This window comes from Enterobacter cloacae complex sp. P47BA (assembly GCF_014930485.1).
Lineage (GTDB): Bacteria > Pseudomonadota > Gammaproteobacteria > Enterobacterales > Enterobacteriaceae > Enterobacter > Enterobacter bugandensis.
Map to the genome: position 1 here is coordinate 54,463 of NZ_JADBRF010000017.1, position 16,980 is coordinate 71,442.

Below are 16,980 nucleotides of genomic sequence, written 5' to 3' on the forward strand. Positions count from 1 at the left end.
CCCGTAGACCCGGTAAGCCTCCGGGCAAAAATCATACATACAAAAATATAACCCTCTGTAAATTACAGGGCATGGTGAGCGGCTTCGCTATGCCCAAAATCTGGAGACAGATTGCGATGGATATTCCAGTTACCGCTACAAAAATCGGGCGTCGCCGCTACCTGACGCTGATGATGATCTTTATTACCGTGGTCATTTGCTATGTCGACCGCGCCAACCTTGCCGTGGCATCGGCCCATATTCAGGAAGAGTTTGGCATCACCAAAGCGGAAATGGGCTACGTCTTCTCGGCGTTTGCCTGGCTGTATACGCTCTGTCAGATCCCCGGCGGCTGGTTTCTTGACCGCGTGGGTTCACGTCTGACCTACTTTATCGCCATATTAGGCTGGTCCGTGGCGACCCTATTCCAGGGCTTCGCCACCGGGCTGATGTCGCTGATTGGCCTGCGTGCCATCACCGGGGTTTTCGAAGCGCCCGCGTTTCCGACCAACAACCGTATGGTGACCAGCTGGTTCCCGGAACACGAGCGCGCGTCCGCCGTTGGTTTTTACACCTCTGGCCAGTTTGTCGGCCTGGCGTTCCTGACGCCGCTGCTGATCTGGATCCAGGAGCTGCTGAGCTGGCACTGGGTGTTCATCGTCACCGGCGGGATTGGCATTATCTGGTCGCTCATCTGGTTCAAGGTCTACCAGCCGCCGCGTCTGACCAAAAGTATCACCAGGGCCGAGCTGGACTACATCCGCGACGGTGGCGGTCTGGTGGATGGTGATGCGCCGGTGAAAAAAGAGGCGCGCCAGCCGCTGACCAAAGCGGACTGGAAGCTGGTCTTCCACCGTAAGCTGGTGGGCGTTTATCTGGGTCAGTTCGCGGTTACTTCTACGCTGTGGTTCTTCCTCACCTGGTTCCCGAACTACCTGACCCAGGAAAAGGGGATCGCGGCGCTGAAGGCGGGCTTTATGACTACCGTGCCGTTCCTCGCCGCATTTTTCGGCGTGCTGCTCTCCGGCTGGCTGGCCGATAAGCTGGTGAAAAAAGGATACTCACTGGGCGTGGCGCGTAAAACGCCGATTATCTGCGGCTTGCTGATCTCAACCTGCATCATGGGTGCCAACTACACCAACGATCCGGTGTGGATTATGGCCCTGATGGCGGTGGCGTTCTTTGGTAACGGTTTCGCCTCTATCACCTGGTCGCTGGTGTCGTCCCTTGCGCCGATGCGGCTGATTGGCCTGACCGGCGGTGTGTTCAACTTTGTCGGCGGACTGGGCGGGATCACCGTACCGCTGGTCATCGGCTACCTGGCGCAGGACTACGGCTTCGGCCCGGCGCTGGTCTACATCTCTGCCGTGGCGCTGATCGGGGCACTCTCCTACATCCTGCTGGTGGGCGATGTGAAACGAGTAGGCTAATCCCTGCGGATGTTTTACCCTGATGCACTCACCGTGCATCAGGGTATCCTCATGAAACAAATCACCTTCGCTTCCCGCAACCACCAGCTGACCAACATCAATACCTGGACGCCGGACAGCCAGTGGCTGGTCTACGACGTGCGCCCGTCAGGCGCGTCATTTACCGGCGAAACCATTGAGCAGGTCAACGTCGTTACGGGTGAGGTGGAGGTGGTCTATCGCGCCACTGACGGCGCGCATGTCGGCGTGGTGACCGTTCATCCGGCACAGGAAAAATACGTCTTTATCCACGGTCCGAAAAACCCGGATGCTGGCTGGCACTACGATTTTCATCATCGTCAGGGTGTGATTGTGCATCACGGTCAGGTGAGCAACCTGGACGCGATGGATATCACCGCGCCTTATACCGCAGGCGCGCTGCGCGGCGGCAGCCACGTGCACGTCTTTAGCCCGAACGGGCGGTTCGTCAGCTTCACCTATAACGACCATGTTTTACATGAGCGCGATCCGAAGCTCGATTTACGCAACGTCGGCGTGGCGGCACCGTTTGGCCCGGTGAACCCGCAGGGGAATCATCCACGTGAATATTCAGGCACGTTCTGGAGCGTGCTGGTCAGCCGCACAACACCCAACCCGCAGCCGGGCAGCGATGAAATCAACCGCGCCTACGAAGAGGGCTGGGTGGGCAACAACAGGCTGGCGTTTATCGGCGACACCCTCTCCGCGCAGGGCGAAAAAGTGCCTGAACTGTTTATTGTTAACCTGCCAGAAGGCGAGCAGGGCTGGAAACAAGCGGGCGATGCGCCGCTGCAGGGCACCCCAGACACCCTGCCAGCGCCGCCTGCCGGGGTGAAGCAGCGTCGTCTGACCTTTACCCACCAGAGGGCCTACCCGGGTGTGGTGAACGTGCCGCGTCACTGGGTGCGCAGTAACCCCCAGGGGACGCAAATCGCGTTTCTGATGCGGGATGATAACGGCATTGTGCAGCTGTGGCTGATCTCTCCTGAGGGCGGCGAGCCGCGCCAGTTGACGCGCACCGGGAGCGGTATTCAGTCTGCGTTTAACTGGCACCCTTCCGGGAACATGCTGGGATTTGTGCTTGAAAACCGAATCGCCTGCTGTGACGCGAAGAGTGGAGAAGTGACGTTTTTGACGTCCGATCACGGCAATCCGCCGTCTGCTGATGCGGTCGTGTTTTCCCCGGACGGGCGCTTTATTGCGTGGATGCAAGAGACGGGCGGTTTCCGTCAGCTTTGGGTAACGGAAACCGCGCAGGACTAGCGCGGCGGCATCTCAGCGGGCGGGATAACGGCGTTTGTCGCCAGATTTTCCTGCTCGCTTTTCTCTACCCGTGAGCGCACGGAATCGTCCTTACGGAATACATCCCACGGCAGCAGAAGCGTATCCGCCACTGCTGTAAAGGGCATATCCAGGATAACCAGGGATTTGGTGCCCCAGTTCGTATCGTCATCGGAGATCATCGCCGCGCTGGCGCGCGTCCCCGGATATGTTCCTTCTTTACCGCCGGTGTGAGACATCACGCTCGAACACCCGCAAAGTAAAACCACCCCGCTGAACGTCGTCAGCTTTATCAGAACATTTTTCATCATCACTCAGTCATCGTTAATGGCACTGCATAGACCTGCAACTCAGGGTTATAGCGAGCCTTATCCGAAATGAATAGCCCGATAACCCCGCACTGTGGCAGCCATCGCAATTTAACTCTTTGTGCTGTTGTCCCAGAGTCTATGCGACAACCAGCAAAGTGCAAAAAAATCTCGCCTAAATAGTCTTGAAAAGCCCGGTTCCAGACCCATTTTAAGAATGTGACCCGATAACGAACACGCCTGATGGGTGCTCGGGGGCGCAAAGGCCTGTCCATGGTGGAAGGCTACAATTTCTCGCTGATTTCAGGAGTATTATCTATGCGTAACTTCGATCTTTCTCCGCTATACCGTTCTGCAATTGGTTTTGACCGCCTGTTTAACCATTTAGAAAATAACCAAAGCCAGAGCAACGGCTACCCTCCATACAATGTTGAGCTGGTTGACGAAAACCACTACCGCATCGCCATTGCCGTCGCCGGTTTTGCAGAAAACGAGCTGGAAATCACCGCGCAGGACAACCTGCTGGTGGTGAAAGGTTCCCATACGGCCGAGCAGAAAGAACGTACCTACCTTTACCAGGGCATCGCCGAGCGCAACTTTGAACGCAAGTTCCAGTTAGCCGAGAACATTCACGTTAAAGGCGCGAACCTGGTTAACGGCCTGCTGTTTATCGAACTGGAACGCGTGATTCCGGAAGAGAAAAAACCGCGTCGTATCGAAATTAACTAATTATGCGGGTCGCGCGAGCGGCCCACCCAGACTTGCTTGCCGTAACGGGAGCATATGCGAATCCATCCGGATTTGCAGGAACAACTGTGCACAAAATTAAACTGTGCCGAACTCGCTTCTCAGAAGGAGATTTAGTATGCGTAACTATGATTTATCCCCCCTGCTGCGTCAGTGGATTGGTTTTGACAAACTGGCTAATGCCCTGCAAAGCACCACCGAGCAACAGACATTTCCGCCGTACAACATTGAAAAAAGCGACGATAACCACTATCGCATCACCCTTGCGCTGGCCGGGTTCCGCCAGGAAGATCTGGATATCCAGCTTGAAGGCGCGCGCCTGACCGTGAAGGGTACGCCGGAAAAACAAGAGACCGAAACCCGGTGGCTGCATCAGGGTCTGGTTAATCAGCCGTTTAGCCTGAGCTTTACCCTGGCAGACCATATGGAAGTGTCCGGTGCGACGTTTACCAACGGGCTGCTGCATATCGATCTTATCCGTAACGTGCCGGAAGCCATCGCGCCGCAGCGTATCGCCATTAGCGAGCGGCCGGCGTTGAACAGCTAATCCGCTTTACTCACAGACTGCACAAAGCCCTGCTCCAGCAGGGCTTTTTTGTGCGCCATCGCCCATACAACCGCATCCGGCTCTGAGAAAATCCTTGTTATAACTAAGGTTATGCCAAGGATGTGGATCATGAGTGATATCGCGTTAACCGTAAGCGTGTTGGCCCTGGCCGCGGTTGTAGGGCTATGGATTGGCAATATCAAAATCCGTGGCGTCGGGTTTGGAATTGGCGGGGTGCTGTTTGGCGGCATTTTTGTCGGGCATTTTGCTGACAAGCTCGGGCTGGTTCTCAGCGCCGATATGCTCCACTTTATTCAGGAGTTCGGCCTGATCCTCTTCGTCTACACCATCGGGATTCAGGTTGGGCCGGGCTTTTTCGCTTCCCTGCGCGTCTCCGGGCTACGGCTCAATCTGTTTGCCCTCGGCATTGTGGTGATGGGCGGGCTGGTCACCGCGATCCTGCACAAAATCTTTGCTATCCCGCTGCCCGTGGTGCTGGGCATTTTTTCCGGTGCGGTTACCAACACGCCGGCGCTCGGAGCCGGGCAGCAAATCCTTCGCGATTTGGGCATTGAACCCGGCATTGTCGACCAAATGGGGATGAGCTACGCCATGGCCTATCCGTTTGGGATTTGCGGCATTCTGCTCTCCATGTGGCTGGTCCGCGTCCTGTTTCGCGTTAACGTCGACAAAGAGGCGAAGGATCACGAAACCACGCTCACCAATGGCCACATGCCGATCAAAACCATCAACATTCGCGTCGATAACCCCAACCTGAACAATATGGCGATTCAGGACGTACCGATCCTGAACAGCGCCAATATTATCTGTTCCCGCCTTAAGCGCGACGACGTGCTGATGGTTCCTGCGCCCGGCACGATGATCCAGCAGGGTGACCTGCTGCACCTGGTCGGCCAGCCGGGGGATTTAAACAACGCGCGGCTGGTGATTGGTCAGGAAGTGGATACTTCGCTCTCAACCCGTGGCACCGATATGCGCGTCGAGCGCGTTGTGGTGACCAACGAGCACGTTCTGGGCAAAAAAATACGCGATCTGCAGGTAAAAGAGCGCTACGACGTGGTCATCTCCCGCCTCAACCGTGCGGGCGTCGAACTGGTTGCCAGCCCGGAGGCCAGCCTGCAGTTCGGGGATATCCTCAACCTGGTCGGACGCCCGTCGTCCATCGATGCCGTAGCGGACATGGTGGGCAACGCCCAGCAAAAACTGCAGCAGGTGCAGATGCTGCCGGTGTTTATCGGCATCGGGCTTGGCGTGCTGCTCGGCTCTATTCCGCTGTACGTGCCGGGCTTCCCGGTGGCGCTCAAGCTCGGCCTGGCGGGCGGGCCGCTGATTATGGCGCTGATCCTCGGGCGTATCGGCTGTATCGGGAAGCTCTACTGGTTTATGCCGCCGAGCGCTAACCTGGCGCTGCGCGAGTTGGGCATCGTGCTGTTCCTGGCGGTTGTCGGGCTGAAGTCCGGCGGGGATTTTGTCGATACCCTGGTCAAGGGCGAAGGGATGAGCTGGGTCGGCTACGGCATCTTTATCACGGCGATCCCGCTGCTGACGGTGGCAATCCTGGCGCGGATGTTCGCCAAAATGAACTACCTGACGCTGTGCGGCATGCTGGCGGGCTCCATGACCGACCCGCCAGCGCTCGCTTTTGCCAACAACCTGCACGCCACCAGCGGCGCGGCCGCGCTCTCCTATGCCACCGTATACCCGCTGGTGATGTTCCTGCGCATCATCACACCGCAGCTACTGGCGGTGCTGTTCTGGGGGATGGGCTAGCAGCTCTTCCGGGTGGATGCGCCGCAGATGGTAGTCCACCTGGTAATCGCTGGTATTTCGGAACATCACGGAATAATTGAGGAACTCGCCGCTGTCGCTGTAGGAGAGAGAGGTAATTCGCAGCAGCGGCGTCTGTTCCGGCAGATTCATATAACCGGCCAGCTGTTTATCTGCCAGCACCGGCGTCAGGCTCTCGTAGTTGCCGCTGATGGTGATCCCGCACTCCTTCTCAATGTAATCAAACTTAGACCCCTCAAGATGCGCCAGCGACAGGTTGCGGAACAGCTTCACCGGCATAAAGCTGTCTTCCAGCATCAGCGGCTTTCCGTCCACGTAGCGCACCCGCCGTGAAAAGTAGATCCGCTCATCCACCTGGATCCGCAGCTGGCTGGCGATGGCGGGCGGGGCGGGCATCACTTCGAACTGCAGCACCTTGCTCTGCACCTCTTTTCCCTGCTGACGCAGCACCTCCACCAGCCCGGTCAGGTTAGTGGTTTCGTGGTGAACGTCTTTGCGCGAGACAAACGTTCCGCTGCCGTGCCGGCGCTCAACCAGCCCCCAGCTCACCAGCAGATCCAGCGCCTTGCGGATGGTCATGCGCGCCACGCCAAACTCCTGCGCCAGCGCTTTTTCACCAGGCAGCGGGCTGCCGATGTTGTAGTCCGATGAATTCAGCCGCAGCCGCAACCTGTCAGCAATTGATTTGTAGATCACCAGTAGACCTCTCTGCCCTTATCAGGGCGTGGAATGCGTCCTGACATGTCCATATTTACCGCAAGAAGTAGACCTGACTGGTCAAAATAAAACCATGAATGCGATCACGAATCGCAGCGGCACGCCATGTTCGCGCATCAGTAAGTTCTTATGCTCACCTCAGGCCAGCACAAAACCATAAAGGCCTCTACCCCTACAGGTTGTTACGTGAGGATTTAAAAATGCTCAGTCAAATACAACGTTTTGGCGGTGCCATGTTTACCCCGGTGTTGCTGTTTCCGTTTGCCGGGATCGTGGTGGGAATCGCCATCATGCTTCGCAACCCGCTGTTTGTCGGCGAAGCCTTAACCGCCCCCGATCATCTTTTCGCGCAGATCGTTCACATCATTGAAGAGGGCGGCTGGGCGGTGTTTCGCAATATGCCGCTGATTTTTGCCGTCGGCCTGCCGATTGGGCTGGCGAAGCAGGCCCAGGGTCGCGCCTGCCTGGCGGTGCTGATTAGCTTCCTGACCTGGAACTACTTCATTAACGCGATGGGCATGACCTGGGGGCCTTTCTTTGGCGTCGACTTCTCCGCCGAACCGACGGCGGGAAGCGGGCTGGCGATGATTGCCGGGATCAAAACACTCGATACCAGCATCATCGGTGCCATCGTGATCTCAGGCATCGTCACCGCCATCCACAACCGCTATTTCGACAAGCCGCTGCCGGTCTTTCTGGGGATTTTCCAGGGCAGCTCGTTTGTCGTTATCCTCGCGTTCTTCGTGATGATCCCCTGTGCCTGGCTGACGCTGCTGGGCTGGCCGAAGGTGCAGATGGGTATTGAGTCCCTGCAGGCGTTCCTGCGCTCTGCCGGTGCGCTGGGCGTGTGGGTGTATACCTTCCTGGAACGCATTCTGATCCCAACTGGCCTGCATCACTTCGTCTACGGTCCGTTCATCTTCGGCCCGGCGGCGGTGGAGGGCGGTATTCAGGTCTACTGGGCGCAGCATCTGCAGGAATTCAGCCAGAGCACCCTGCCGCTGAAGACCCTCTTCCCGGAAGGTGGCTTTGCACTGCACGGCAACTCAAAAGTGTTTGGCTCGGTCGGGATTGCCTTCGCTATCTGGTACACCGCGTCGCCAGAAAATCGCGTCAAGGTGGCGGGCCTGCTGGTTCCGGCCACGCTCACCGCCGTGCTGGTGGGCATTACCGAACCGCTTGAGTTCACCTTCCTGTTTATCTCGCCGCTGCTGTTCGCCGTGCACGCCGTGCTGGCGGCCACCATGGCGACGGTGATGTACGCCTTCGGCGTCGTGGGGAACATGGGCGGCGGCCTGCTGGACCAGTTCCTGCCGCAAAACTGGATCCCGATGTTCCATAACCACGCCTCGACGGTGTTCACCCAGATCGGCATTGGCATCTGCTTCACCGGCATCTACTTCGTGATCTTCAAAACGCTGATTGAGCGTCTGAACCTGAAAACGCCGGGCCGGGAAGAGAGCGAAATCAAACTCTACAGCAAGGCCGACTATAAGGCGGCGCGCGGGCAAACCACCGCCCCGGCGGCGGCCAGCCAGCAGGTTGGGCAAGCCGCCGGATTCCTGCAGGCGCTCGGCGGTGCAACAAATATCGAAAGCATCAATAACTGCGCCACCCGCCTGCGTATCGCGCTGGTGGATATGGCGAAAACCCAAAGCGACGACGTCTTCAAAGCCCTGGGCGCACACGGCGTAGTGCGACGCGGCAACGGCATTCAGGTGATTGTCGGCCTGCACGTTCCTCAGGTGCGCGACCAGCTGGAATCGCTGATGAAAACTCCTTTAACAAATGAACAAACCACCCTGACAGAGGCTATATCATGAAAAAATTCTCAGTTGTCATTGCAGGCGGCGGCAGCACCTTTACGCCTGGTATCGTCCTGATGCTGTTAGCCAACCGTGACCGTTTCCCGCTGCGCGCCCTGAAGTTCTATGACAACGATGGCGCGCGTCAGGAGACCATCGCCGAAGCGTGCAGAATCATCCTTAAGGAGCAGGCCCCGGAGATTGAATTCAGCTACACCACCGATCCTAAAGCGGCGTTTACCGATGTCGATTTCGTGATGGCGCACATCCGCGTGGGCAAATACCCGATGCGCGAAAAAGATGAAAAAATCCCGCTGCGCCACGGCGTGCTGGGCCAGGAAACCTGCGGACCGGGCGGTATCTCTTACGGCATGCGCTCTATCGGCGGCGTGCTGGAGCTGGTGGATTATATGGAGCAGTACTCCCCGAACGCGTGGATGCTGAACTACTCCAACCCGGCGGCGATTGTCGCAGAAGCCACGCGCCGCCTGCGTCCGAACGCTAAAATCCTCAACATCTGCGATATGCCGATCGGCATTGAAGGGCGCATGGCGCAGATTGTCGGCCTGAAAGACCGCAAAGAGATGCGCGTGCGCTACTACGGCCTGAACCACTTCGGCTGGTGGACGTCGATTGAAGACCTGAACGGCACCGATCTGATGCCGAAGCTGCGCGAATACGTGGCGAAAAACGGCTATGTTCCGCCTTCGGAAGATGCGCATACCGAAGCGAGCTGGAACGATACCTTTGCCAAAGCTAAAGACGTGCAGGCGCTGGATCCGGACACCATGCCGAACACCTACCTGAAGTATTACCTGTTCCCGGACTACGTGGTCGCGCATTCCAACCCGGAACGGACCCGCGCCAATGAAGTTATGGATCACCGTGAGAAGCATGTGTTTAGCGCCTGTCGGGCGATTATCGAAGCCGGCAACTCCGCCGCCGGTGAGCTGGAAATCGACGAACATGCGTCGTACATCGTCGATCTGGCGACTGCGATTGCCTTTAACACCCAGGAGCGGATGCTGCTGATAGTGCCAAACAACGGTGCCATCCATAACTTTGATGCTGACGCGATGGTGGAGATCCCGTGCCTGGTGGGCCATAACGGACCGGAGCCGCTTACGGTGGGCGATATTCCGCACTTCCAGAAAGGGCTGATGAGCCAGCAGGTGGCGGTGGAAAAACTGGTGGTGGATGCCTGGGAGCAGCGCTCGTACCAGAAGCTCTGGCAGGCCATTACCCTGTCGAAAACCGTGCCGAGCGCCTCCGTCGCGAAAGCGATTCTGGATGACCTGATCGAGGCCAACAAAGAGTACTGGCCAGAGCTGCATTAATCGTCCTGACCGGCATCGCCCGATGCCGGTCTCCTTGTCCTTGTCGATTTACGCTATGCTGAAGCCTGCCCGTAGCACGACAAGGAATCTCAATGAAAATTTCCCGCCTCGGTGAAGCGCCGGACTACCGCTTCTCTCTGGCTAATGAACGCACTTTTTTAGCGTGGATCCGCACCGCACTGGGCTTTCTGGCCGCAGGCGTCGGCCTTGACCAGCTCGCCCCCGATTTTGCCACGCCGCTGATTCGTGAAGTGCTGGCGCTGCTGCTGTGCCTGTTCGCGGGCGTGCTGGCGATTTACGGCTACCTGCGATGGCTGCGCAATGAGAAGGCGATGCGCCTGAAGCAGGATCTGCCCTATACGCGCGGGTTGCTCATCATCAGCGTGATTCTGCTTGCGGTGGCGGGCGTGGTGATGGGGCTGGTGTTCTATGGCGGATAGCCGCAAAGCGCGGCGCGAAGCGGACCCCGGCCTGCAGCCGGAGCGGACGTCGCTGGCCTGGCTGCGCACGCTGCTGGGGTATGGCGCGCTGATTGCCCTGGCGATTAAGCACAACTGGCACCGAACCGGGGTGCCATTCTGGATCTCTATTATTGTGCTGGCGCTGGTGGCCATCATTTTATGGCGCTATACCCGCAGCCGTAATCTGATGGACGTGGCGCAGAACGACTTTGTCCAGCCGAAGGCGGTGAGGGATAAGTTCCTGATCGCCCTGGCTGTGCTGTCTCTGTCTTTACTCTTCGCAGTGACTCACATTCAGCAAATTGTGAGCTTTTAAAGCCCGGTGGCGGCTACGCCTTACCGGGCCTACGATTAATGGCCTTTTGCTAAATACTTTGCCATCTCGTCTTCCGGCACCATGCCGCCACCAGTCGCCCACACCAGGTGGGTAACGCTAGCATCTGAAGGCACGCGCAGCGGTCCGGCCATGCCCGCCAGCGCGGACGGTTCCAGCCGAATGCCTTCCTCCTGCGCCAGCCAGCCGAGCATGTCGTACATGCTCTGATCGGAAAGCGTATAGAACCCGTCAAGCAGGCGCTCCATCGCGCGGCCCACGAAGCCGGACGCACGTCCTACCGCCAGCCCGTCCGCTGCCGTCACGTTATCAATGCCAAGGTCCTGTACGGCAATCTCGTCGTGCAGGCCGGTGTAGACGCCCAGAAGCATGCACGGGGAGTGCGTGGGCTCCGCGAAGAAGCAATGGACGTTGTCACCAAAGGCCAGCTTCAGGCCAAACGCCACCCCACCGGGGCCGCCGCCGACGCCGCACGGCAGGTAGACGTACAGGGGGTGCTCGGCATCCACCACGCGGCCCTGTTCGGCAAACTGCGCCTTCAGCCGCTCGCCTGCCACCGCGTAGCCCAGGAACAGGGTGCGGGAGTTTTCATCGTCAATGAAGAAACAGTTCGGATCGCTTTCTGCCGCTTTGCGTCCCTGCTCCACCGCCACGCCGTAATCCTGCTCATATTCCACGACGATGACGCCGTGGCTGCGCAGTTTGGCTTTCTTCCACTCGCGGGCGTCGGCGGACATATGCACCGTCACCTTAAAGCCGATGCGGGCGCTCATGATACCGATGGACATCCCCAGGTTGCCGGTTGAGCCCACCGCAATGCTGTACTGGCTGAAGAAGTCCTTAAAGCGCGGCTCCAGCAGAACGCTGTAGTCGTCTTCAACGCTCAGCAACCCGGCGTCCAGCGCCAGTTTTTCCGCGTGGGTCAGCACCTCGTAGATGCCGCCGCGCGCTTTAATCGAGCCGGAGATCGGCAGATGGCTGTCTTTTTTCAGCAGCAGACTGCCGGGAATGGGTTTGCCGGACTCTTTCGCCAGCCGCGCCCGCATTGCCGGGATGGCGACCAGTTCGGATTCAATAATCCCGCCCGTTGCCGCCGTTTCCGGGAAGGCTTTCGCCAGATACGGCGCAAAGCGTTTCAGGCGAGCGTGCGCGTCGTCCACGTCGGCTTTGGTCAGCCCGACATGCGGCAATCCTTCCGCCAGCGTTGTGGTACGCGGGTTAATCCATGTGGTTTCTTTCAGGGCAATCAGATCCTCAACCAGAGGAAACTGTGCGGTTAAAGTAGTGATAGTTGCGTTTTCCATAATACGTCTCTTCGCGCTCAGATAATGAAGGAAAGCAGGAATGTGCCGCCAAGTGCAAGCACCGAGGCGATAAACGTCGCCGTCGTATAGTATTTGAAGGTCTCATTCAGGGTCGCGCCGCAGTATTGCTTCACCAGCCAGAAGAGAGAATCGGTCACGATCGTGCAGCCAATGGCGCCGGAACCGATGGCAATGGTGATGATCTCCGGGCTCACATTCGGGTAGAGCGGCAGCATCGGCGCGACGATCGCCGTGGCGCCCATCATCGCGACCGTGGCGGAGCCTACGGCGGCATGCAGCACCAGCGCCACCAGCCAGGCGAGCAGGATAGGGTGCATGTGCAGGTTCGAGAGAATATGCGCCAGCGAGTCCGCCAGCCCGCTGGTTTTCAGGATGGCGTTGAACGCGCCGCCCGCCCCAATAATCAGCAAAATGTTGGCAATAGAGCCAAAGCCGCGCTCCGTATGGGTCAGCATTGCGCCCATGCCCATGTGCTGGCGGATGCCCAGCAGGTAGTAAGCGACAAACACGGCGATAAACATCGCGGTGATCGGGTTGCCGATAAACTCCAGCAGCGTATACAGCGTGCCCTCTTTTGCCATATTCAGCTCGACAATGGTTTTCACCAGCATCAGGGCAATTGGCAGCAGCACCGTGAACAGGGTAGCGCCCAGCGACGGCAGGGTGTGCTCTTCCCGCACCTTCAGGTCTGAAAATTCCGCCGGAACCGGTTTAAACGGCAGACGATTACCGAGCAGCTTCAGGAACAGCGGGCCGCCGACCAGAGAGGCCATCAGGCCGACCATCAAACCGTAGACAATCACCGTCCCGACGTCCGCCCCTAATTTATTGGTCACAAACAGCGCGGCCGGATGCGGAGGCACCACGCAGTGCACCGCCATCAGCGCGGTACAGAGCGGAATGGCCAGCTTGAGCAGCGACGTGTGGGTCTTTTTGGCGATGGAAAACGCCAGCGGGATCAGCAGTACCACGCCCACTTCCACGAACAACGTAATGCCGCAGATCAGGCCCACCAGCACCATAATCACGTCTGCTGACAGCCAGCGGCAGCGCTGCAGCGTAATGCCAATGCGTTCCGCCGCGCCGGAGACTTCCATCATTTTGCCGAGAATGGTGCCCAGACCAATCACCGCCGCCAGGAAGCCCAGCGTACCGCCAATCCCGCTCTCAATGGCGTTCACCATATCCAGCGGGCTCATCCCCATCATCGCGCCAACGAAAAAGCTCGCCAGCAGCAGCGCGAGGAACGGGTGAAACTTCAGTTTTACGATGGTTAAAACAATCAACACAATGCTGACCAGCAGCGTTGCCACAACCCAGACCTGAGATCCCATATCTCACCTCACCCTTATGTCATCTGTGGGTATTGGACGAAAAAACGGCGGGGGCTGACAAACGATATAAATTGGCGTTCAGGTGAGCCAGATTGGATCAACTGAGTGACTACGCTCTAAAAAGTGCACTTAATTCGTATTAGGTTCACATAAATTCACCCTTGAGCGGTATGCTGAGCGCAGAAACCCCGCGTGAGAATTGTGATGACCGATGCAAATGAAGCCAGAAACCGGCTGTTAAACGGCTGGCAGCTGTCGAAAATGTATACCTTTGAAGTGGCTGCCCGGCATGAGTCCTTCGCCCTGGCGGCGGAGGAGCTGTCGCTCAGCCCCAGCGCGGTGAGCCACCGCATCAACCTGCTGGAAGAGGAGTTGGGTATTCAGCTGTTTGTCCGCTCGCACCGTAAAGTCGAGCTGACGCAGGAGGGAAAGCGCGTTTACTGGACGCTAAAATCGTCCCTCGACATCCTGAATCAGGAGATCCTGGATATCAAAAACCAGGCGCTCTCCGGCACGCTGACGGTCTACTCCCGCCCGTCGATTGCCCAGTGCTGGCTGGTACCCATGCTGGGCGACTTTACCCGCCGCTACCCGTCGATTTCACTCACCATCCTGACCGGCAATGATTACGTCAATATGCAGCGAACCGGCGTCGATCTGGCGCTCTATTTTGACGATACGCCGCCAAACCACCTTGCTCATCACTTCCTGATGGACGAGGAGATTCTGCCCGTCTGCTCACCGCAGTATGCCCGCGAACATGAGTTGCTGAAAAACCCCGATAACCTCAATCACTGCGCATTACTCCACGATCGTCAGGCCTGGAGTAATGATTCTGGTACGGATGAGTGGCTGAGCTGGGCGCAGCATTTTGGGGTAAATATGCCGTCATCGTCGGGCATTGGCTTTGATCGGTCGGATTTGGCGATTATTGCGGCCATCAACCACGTCGGCATCGCGATGGGGAGAAAGCGGCTGGTGCAAAAACGGCTTGAACGGGGCGAACTGATCGCCCCGTTTGGTGAAAAGACCCTCAAGTGTCATCAGCACTACTATATCTCGACGCTTTCTGGTCGTCAGTGGCCGAAAATAGATGCCTTTGTCGGCTGGCTGAGAGAGCTGGCAGGTTGAAGAATTATTACGCTTTCGCTCTACACCAAATGTGAAAAAGCGTGCTAAATACAGGTAATGCTTTCGATTTATCCAGGGTAAACCGTGCTAAAGCCTCTCATTGCTACCGCGTTACTGATCTCTTCCGGCTGGGCCATTGCCGCTGAGCCGCCGCTGACGGCTGCCCACTATGCGCAGCAGCTGGGCGTCGGGATGGATGTGGACTGGGCGCGCACCGAGCGCGGCATACGCGAGTTCGACCCGCTGGTGGTTCGCGATTTTCGCGCAAAAGGCATTACCCACGTGCGCATTCGCGTCGCCGATGAGCCGACGGAAGCGCGGCTGATCCACCTGCGCAAGCTGGTGGAAGCCTGCGAGCAGTATGGCGTGATCCCGATTATCGCTTATCAGGCCGATGAATATAAAAACGACCCCAAAGCCGATAACGAGAAAGAGACGATCAACTGGTGGATTGCCGTGGCGCACTATTTCGGCCAGAGCTATCCGCTGCTGGGTTTTGATCTCATCTATGAGCCAGCCGACAAGCTTAACCACAACCTCGCGTCGTTAAACCGCGTGTATGAAAAAACCATTAAAGCGATCCACGACATCGACCCGCAGCGCATGATTTTCATTGCGCCGCGCCTGCGTGCCGCGCCGGAAGATTTATCCGGCCTGAAGCTACCTGCGCACAGTCAAAACTACCTGCTGGCGGAGTGGCATATTTTCCCGTGGGGGCCGCTGAAAAATAGCGGTAAATACCCGTGGACGTCCGGCACGGCGGCGGAGAAGGCGGCTATCCGTAACCGCATCAGCACCGCGCTGCGCTGGCAGCAAAAAACCGGGCACGTCAGTTGGGTCGGGGGCTGGGGCGTGGGGGAGTCAAACCACCTCACGCCAACCGCTTCGCAAATGGCCTTCGCCACCTTTATGGCCTGCGAGCTGCAAAAGGCGAAAATCCCGTATGCGCTTAACGCGGATTTCCAGTTTTACGACGGGGAAGAGGGGGCCTGGCGGCCTGCGCCGGAGCCATTATTGCAGGCGATGATTGCGCCCGTCTGTGAAAAGCCCGGCGAGAAGCCGGGCCATCATGCGGTTAAACCGGCTGCTCGTGATGCGGAACGCGCGACGACAGCGGCAGCCAGCACAGTAAAATCAGCAGCCCCATTAGCGTCATCAGCAGGCCCAAACTAGCCTGCCCGGTCTGCGGCATCATGGCGGAGAGCCAGGCCAGCGCGCCGGAACCGATGTTCTGCAAACCGCCCACCAGCGCGCCCGCCGTGCCGGCGAGGAACGGGAACGGCTCCATCGCGCCGCTGGTGGCGAGCGGGAACAGCATTCCCGCGCCGAAGAAGAACAGCGCCGCCGGAATCAGCAGCGTCCAGACGGTCATCACGCCAAACAGCCCCGGGATCCACATCATCAGACCCGCCAGCAGGCAGCTGATCACGGCCTGCCACATCAGGGTTGAAAAGCGTTTGTTCTGACGCCCGGCAAACCAGGCGCCAAAGAACGCCGCCGGGATCGGCAGAATAAACAGAATGCTCACCACCATGCTGCTCAGGCCCAGACCCGCGCCCAGCAGCACGCCGGAGCAGGCTTCGAACACTGCAATACCCGCCAGGCCGCCGATCAGCATCAGCAGGTAGCAGGTAAACGCGCCATTGCCGAACAGCGTCTTATAGCTTGTGAGAAGCTTCGTGCGCGGCGCGTCTTTTGGACGGGTTTCCGGCATCCAGCGCGCCATGCTGAAGGTGACAATTACGCAGAGCACCAGCAGAAAGGCGTAACAGGCGCGCCAGGACCACATTGTGTCCAGCAGGCCGCCAATCAGCGGAGCGAGAAGCGGGCTGACCAGAATGCCCATATTCAACAGGCTGTTGGCGTGGCGGAGCTGGGTGCCCTGATACATATCGCGCGGTAAGGTTCGCGCCATCACCCCGCCGACACCCGTCCCAACGCCCTGCAGGGCGCTGGCGGCAATCAGTACGGTCAGGCTGTGGGTGGTAATGGCAATCACCGTCGCTACCATGAAAATGCTCATGCCCACCAGGATCACCGGGCGACGCCCGACGCGGTCGGAGAGCGGGCCGTAGAAGAGCTGTGAAACGCCATAGGTCAGCAGGTAGGCTGCCATCACGCTCTGCACCGCGCCTTCGCGGACGTTCAGTTCCTTTGCCATGTCGGCAATCGCCGGAATGTAGATGGTTTGCGCCATCTGACCGACGGCCACCAGTAACACCAGCATCAACAATAAGTTAACGTTCCTTTGCTTTTTCATGTCGCTGAATACTTTTGCCAAAAGAGAGAAATGAAGAATAAGTGACTACGCATTCCCATAAATGCGCGAGGAATCTACCACAGACAGATGACGATTTAAGCATTGTTGCGGTGAATGAAAAAACCGGGAAAGGCAGGATTTGTAAACAAGAACGGCA

At 58.1% G+C, this 16,980-nt stretch carries 16 protein-coding genes and 1 other annotated feature; of the genes, 11 read left to right on the forward strand and 5 right to left on the reverse strand.

The genetic code is table 11. The annotated features are described in order from the left end of the window. Positions 1 to 71: 71 nt before the first annotated feature. Together IM299_RS17085 and IM299_RS17090 are read left to right on the forward strand one after the other, a co-directional pair. Entirely contained in the window at positions 72 to 1,409 is a 1,338-nt protein-coding gene (locus tag IM299_RS17085) for an MFS transporter (RefSeq protein ID WP_080350606.1), read from the forward strand. Positions 1,410 to 1,460: 51 nt separating this feature from the next. Further along, positions 1,461 to 2,690: a DUF3748 domain-containing protein gene (locus tag IM299_RS17090; RefSeq protein ID WP_193357846.1), complete on the forward strand. Its 1,230-nt coding sequence runs from the start codon at positions 1,461 to 1,463 to the stop codon at positions 2,688 to 2,690. Here IM299_RS17090 and IM299_RS17095 read toward each other — a convergent pair. Continuing rightward, positions 2,687 to 3,019: a YceK/YidQ family lipoprotein gene (locus IM299_RS17095; protein ID WP_014881914.1), complete on the reverse strand. Its 333-nt coding sequence runs from the start codon at positions 3,017 to 3,019 to the stop codon at positions 2,687 to 2,689. The genes IM299_RS17090 and IM299_RS17095 overlap by 4 nt on opposite strands. Before the next feature lie 250 nt (positions 3,020 to 3,269). Beyond that, positions 3,270 to 3,341 (forward strand) — a sequence feature (ROSE (Repression Of Heat Shock gene Expression) occurs in the 5'-region of heat shock genes and acts as an RNA thermometer to modulate expression.). On the opposite strand from IM299_RS17095, the gene ibpA reads away from it, so the two are divergent. The 3 genes from ibpA to IM299_RS17110 all read left to right on the forward strand — a co-directional run bounded on the left by ibpA (position 3,335) and on the right by IM299_RS17110 (position 6,101). Continuing rightward, positions 3,335 to 3,745: a small heat shock chaperone IbpA gene (ibpA, locus tag IM299_RS17100; RefSeq protein ID WP_008500162.1), complete on the forward strand. Its 411-nt coding sequence runs from the start codon at positions 3,335 to 3,337 to the stop codon at positions 3,743 to 3,745. It overlaps the preceding feature by 7 nt. Positions 3,746 to 3,881: 136 nt before the next feature. After that, positions 3,882 to 4,310, forward strand: coding sequence for a small heat shock chaperone IbpB (ibpB, locus tag IM299_RS17105; RefSeq protein WP_028014943.1), 429 nt, complete (start codon positions 3,882 to 3,884; stop codon positions 4,308 to 4,310). Between the two features lie 129 nt (positions 4,311 to 4,439). Beyond that, positions 4,440 to 6,101, forward strand: coding sequence for a putative transporter (locus IM299_RS17110; RefSeq protein ID WP_028014944.1), 1,662 nt, complete (start codon positions 4,440 to 4,442; stop codon positions 6,099 to 6,101). On the opposite strand, the gene IM299_RS17115 is transcribed toward IM299_RS17110, so the two are convergent. Further along, positions 6,069 to 6,815, reverse strand: coding sequence for a GntR family transcriptional regulator (locus IM299_RS17115; RefSeq protein ID WP_028014945.1), 747 nt, complete (start codon positions 6,813 to 6,815; stop codon positions 6,069 to 6,071). The genes IM299_RS17110 and IM299_RS17115 overlap by 33 nt on opposite strands. 221 nt (positions 6,816 to 7,036) lie before the next feature. On the opposite strand from IM299_RS17115, the gene IM299_RS17120 reads away from it, so the two are divergent. The 4 genes from IM299_RS17120 to IM299_RS17135 all read left to right on the forward strand — a co-directional run bounded on the left by IM299_RS17120 (position 7,037) and on the right by IM299_RS17135 (position 10,755). Next, a complete protein-coding gene (locus tag IM299_RS17120; protein ID WP_193357847.1) occupies positions 7,037 to 8,659 on the forward strand; it encodes an alpha-glucoside-specific PTS transporter subunit IIBC in 1,623 nt (540 codons plus the stop codon). Then, complete coding sequence (locus IM299_RS17125; RefSeq protein ID WP_041911724.1) at positions 8,656 to 9,978, forward strand: 6-phospho-alpha-glucosidase; 1,323 nt, start codon at positions 8,656 to 8,658, stop codon at positions 9,976 to 9,978. The genes IM299_RS17120 and IM299_RS17125 overlap by 4 nt, the downstream gene beginning before the upstream one ends. Positions 9,979 to 10,070: 92 nt before the next feature. After that, positions 10,071 to 10,418, forward strand: coding sequence for a YidH family protein (locus tag IM299_RS17130; RefSeq protein ID WP_028014948.1), 348 nt, complete (start codon positions 10,071 to 10,073; stop codon positions 10,416 to 10,418). Next, the gene (locus IM299_RS17135; protein WP_045630897.1) at positions 10,408 to 10,755 is read left to right on the forward strand and encodes a DUF202 domain-containing protein; all 348 of its coding nucleotides are present in this window, start codon (positions 10,408 to 10,410) and stop codon (positions 10,753 to 10,755) included. Before IM299_RS17130 ends, IM299_RS17135 begins: the two co-directional genes overlap by 11 nt. Positions 10,756 to 10,790: 35 nt before the next feature. Here the strand turns inward: IM299_RS17135 and dsdA are convergent, their stop codons facing one another. Together dsdA and dsdX are read right to left on the reverse strand one after the other, a co-directional pair. Beyond that, positions 10,791 to 12,077: a D-serine ammonia-lyase gene (gene dsdA, locus IM299_RS17140; RefSeq protein ID WP_193357848.1), complete on the reverse strand. Its 1,287-nt coding sequence runs from the start codon at positions 12,075 to 12,077 to the stop codon at positions 10,791 to 10,793. Between the two features lie 17 nt (positions 12,078 to 12,094). Next, positions 12,095 to 13,432, reverse strand: a complete 1,338-nt coding sequence (gene dsdX / locus IM299_RS17145; RefSeq protein WP_193357849.1) for a D-serine transporter DsdX — start codon at positions 13,430 to 13,432, stop codon at positions 12,095 to 12,097. 204 nt (positions 13,433 to 13,636) lie between these two features. Between dsdX and dsdC the strand changes: the two genes are divergently transcribed. Together dsdC and IM299_RS17155 are read left to right on the forward strand one after the other, a co-directional pair. Continuing rightward, on the forward strand, positions 13,637 to 14,563 hold the full coding sequence (gene dsdC, locus IM299_RS17150) for a DNA-binding transcriptional regulator DsdC (protein WP_193357850.1): 927 nt from the start codon (positions 13,637 to 13,639) through the stop codon (positions 14,561 to 14,563). An 84-nt stretch (positions 14,564 to 14,647) separates the two neighbouring features. Beyond that, positions 14,648 to 15,736 carry a glycoside hydrolase family 5 protein gene (locus IM299_RS17155; RefSeq protein ID WP_193357851.1) on the forward strand — a complete coding sequence of 363 codons (1,089 nt, stop codon included), beginning with the start codon at positions 14,648 to 14,650 and terminating at the stop codon, positions 15,734 to 15,736. Here the strand turns inward: IM299_RS17155 and emrD are convergent. Further along, complete coding sequence (gene emrD / locus IM299_RS17160; protein WP_039024559.1) at positions 15,639 to 16,823, reverse strand: multidrug efflux MFS transporter EmrD; 1,185 nt, start codon at positions 16,821 to 16,823, stop codon at positions 15,639 to 15,641. The genes IM299_RS17155 and emrD overlap by 98 nt on opposite strands. Between the last annotated feature and the right edge of the window lie 157 nt (positions 16,824 to 16,980).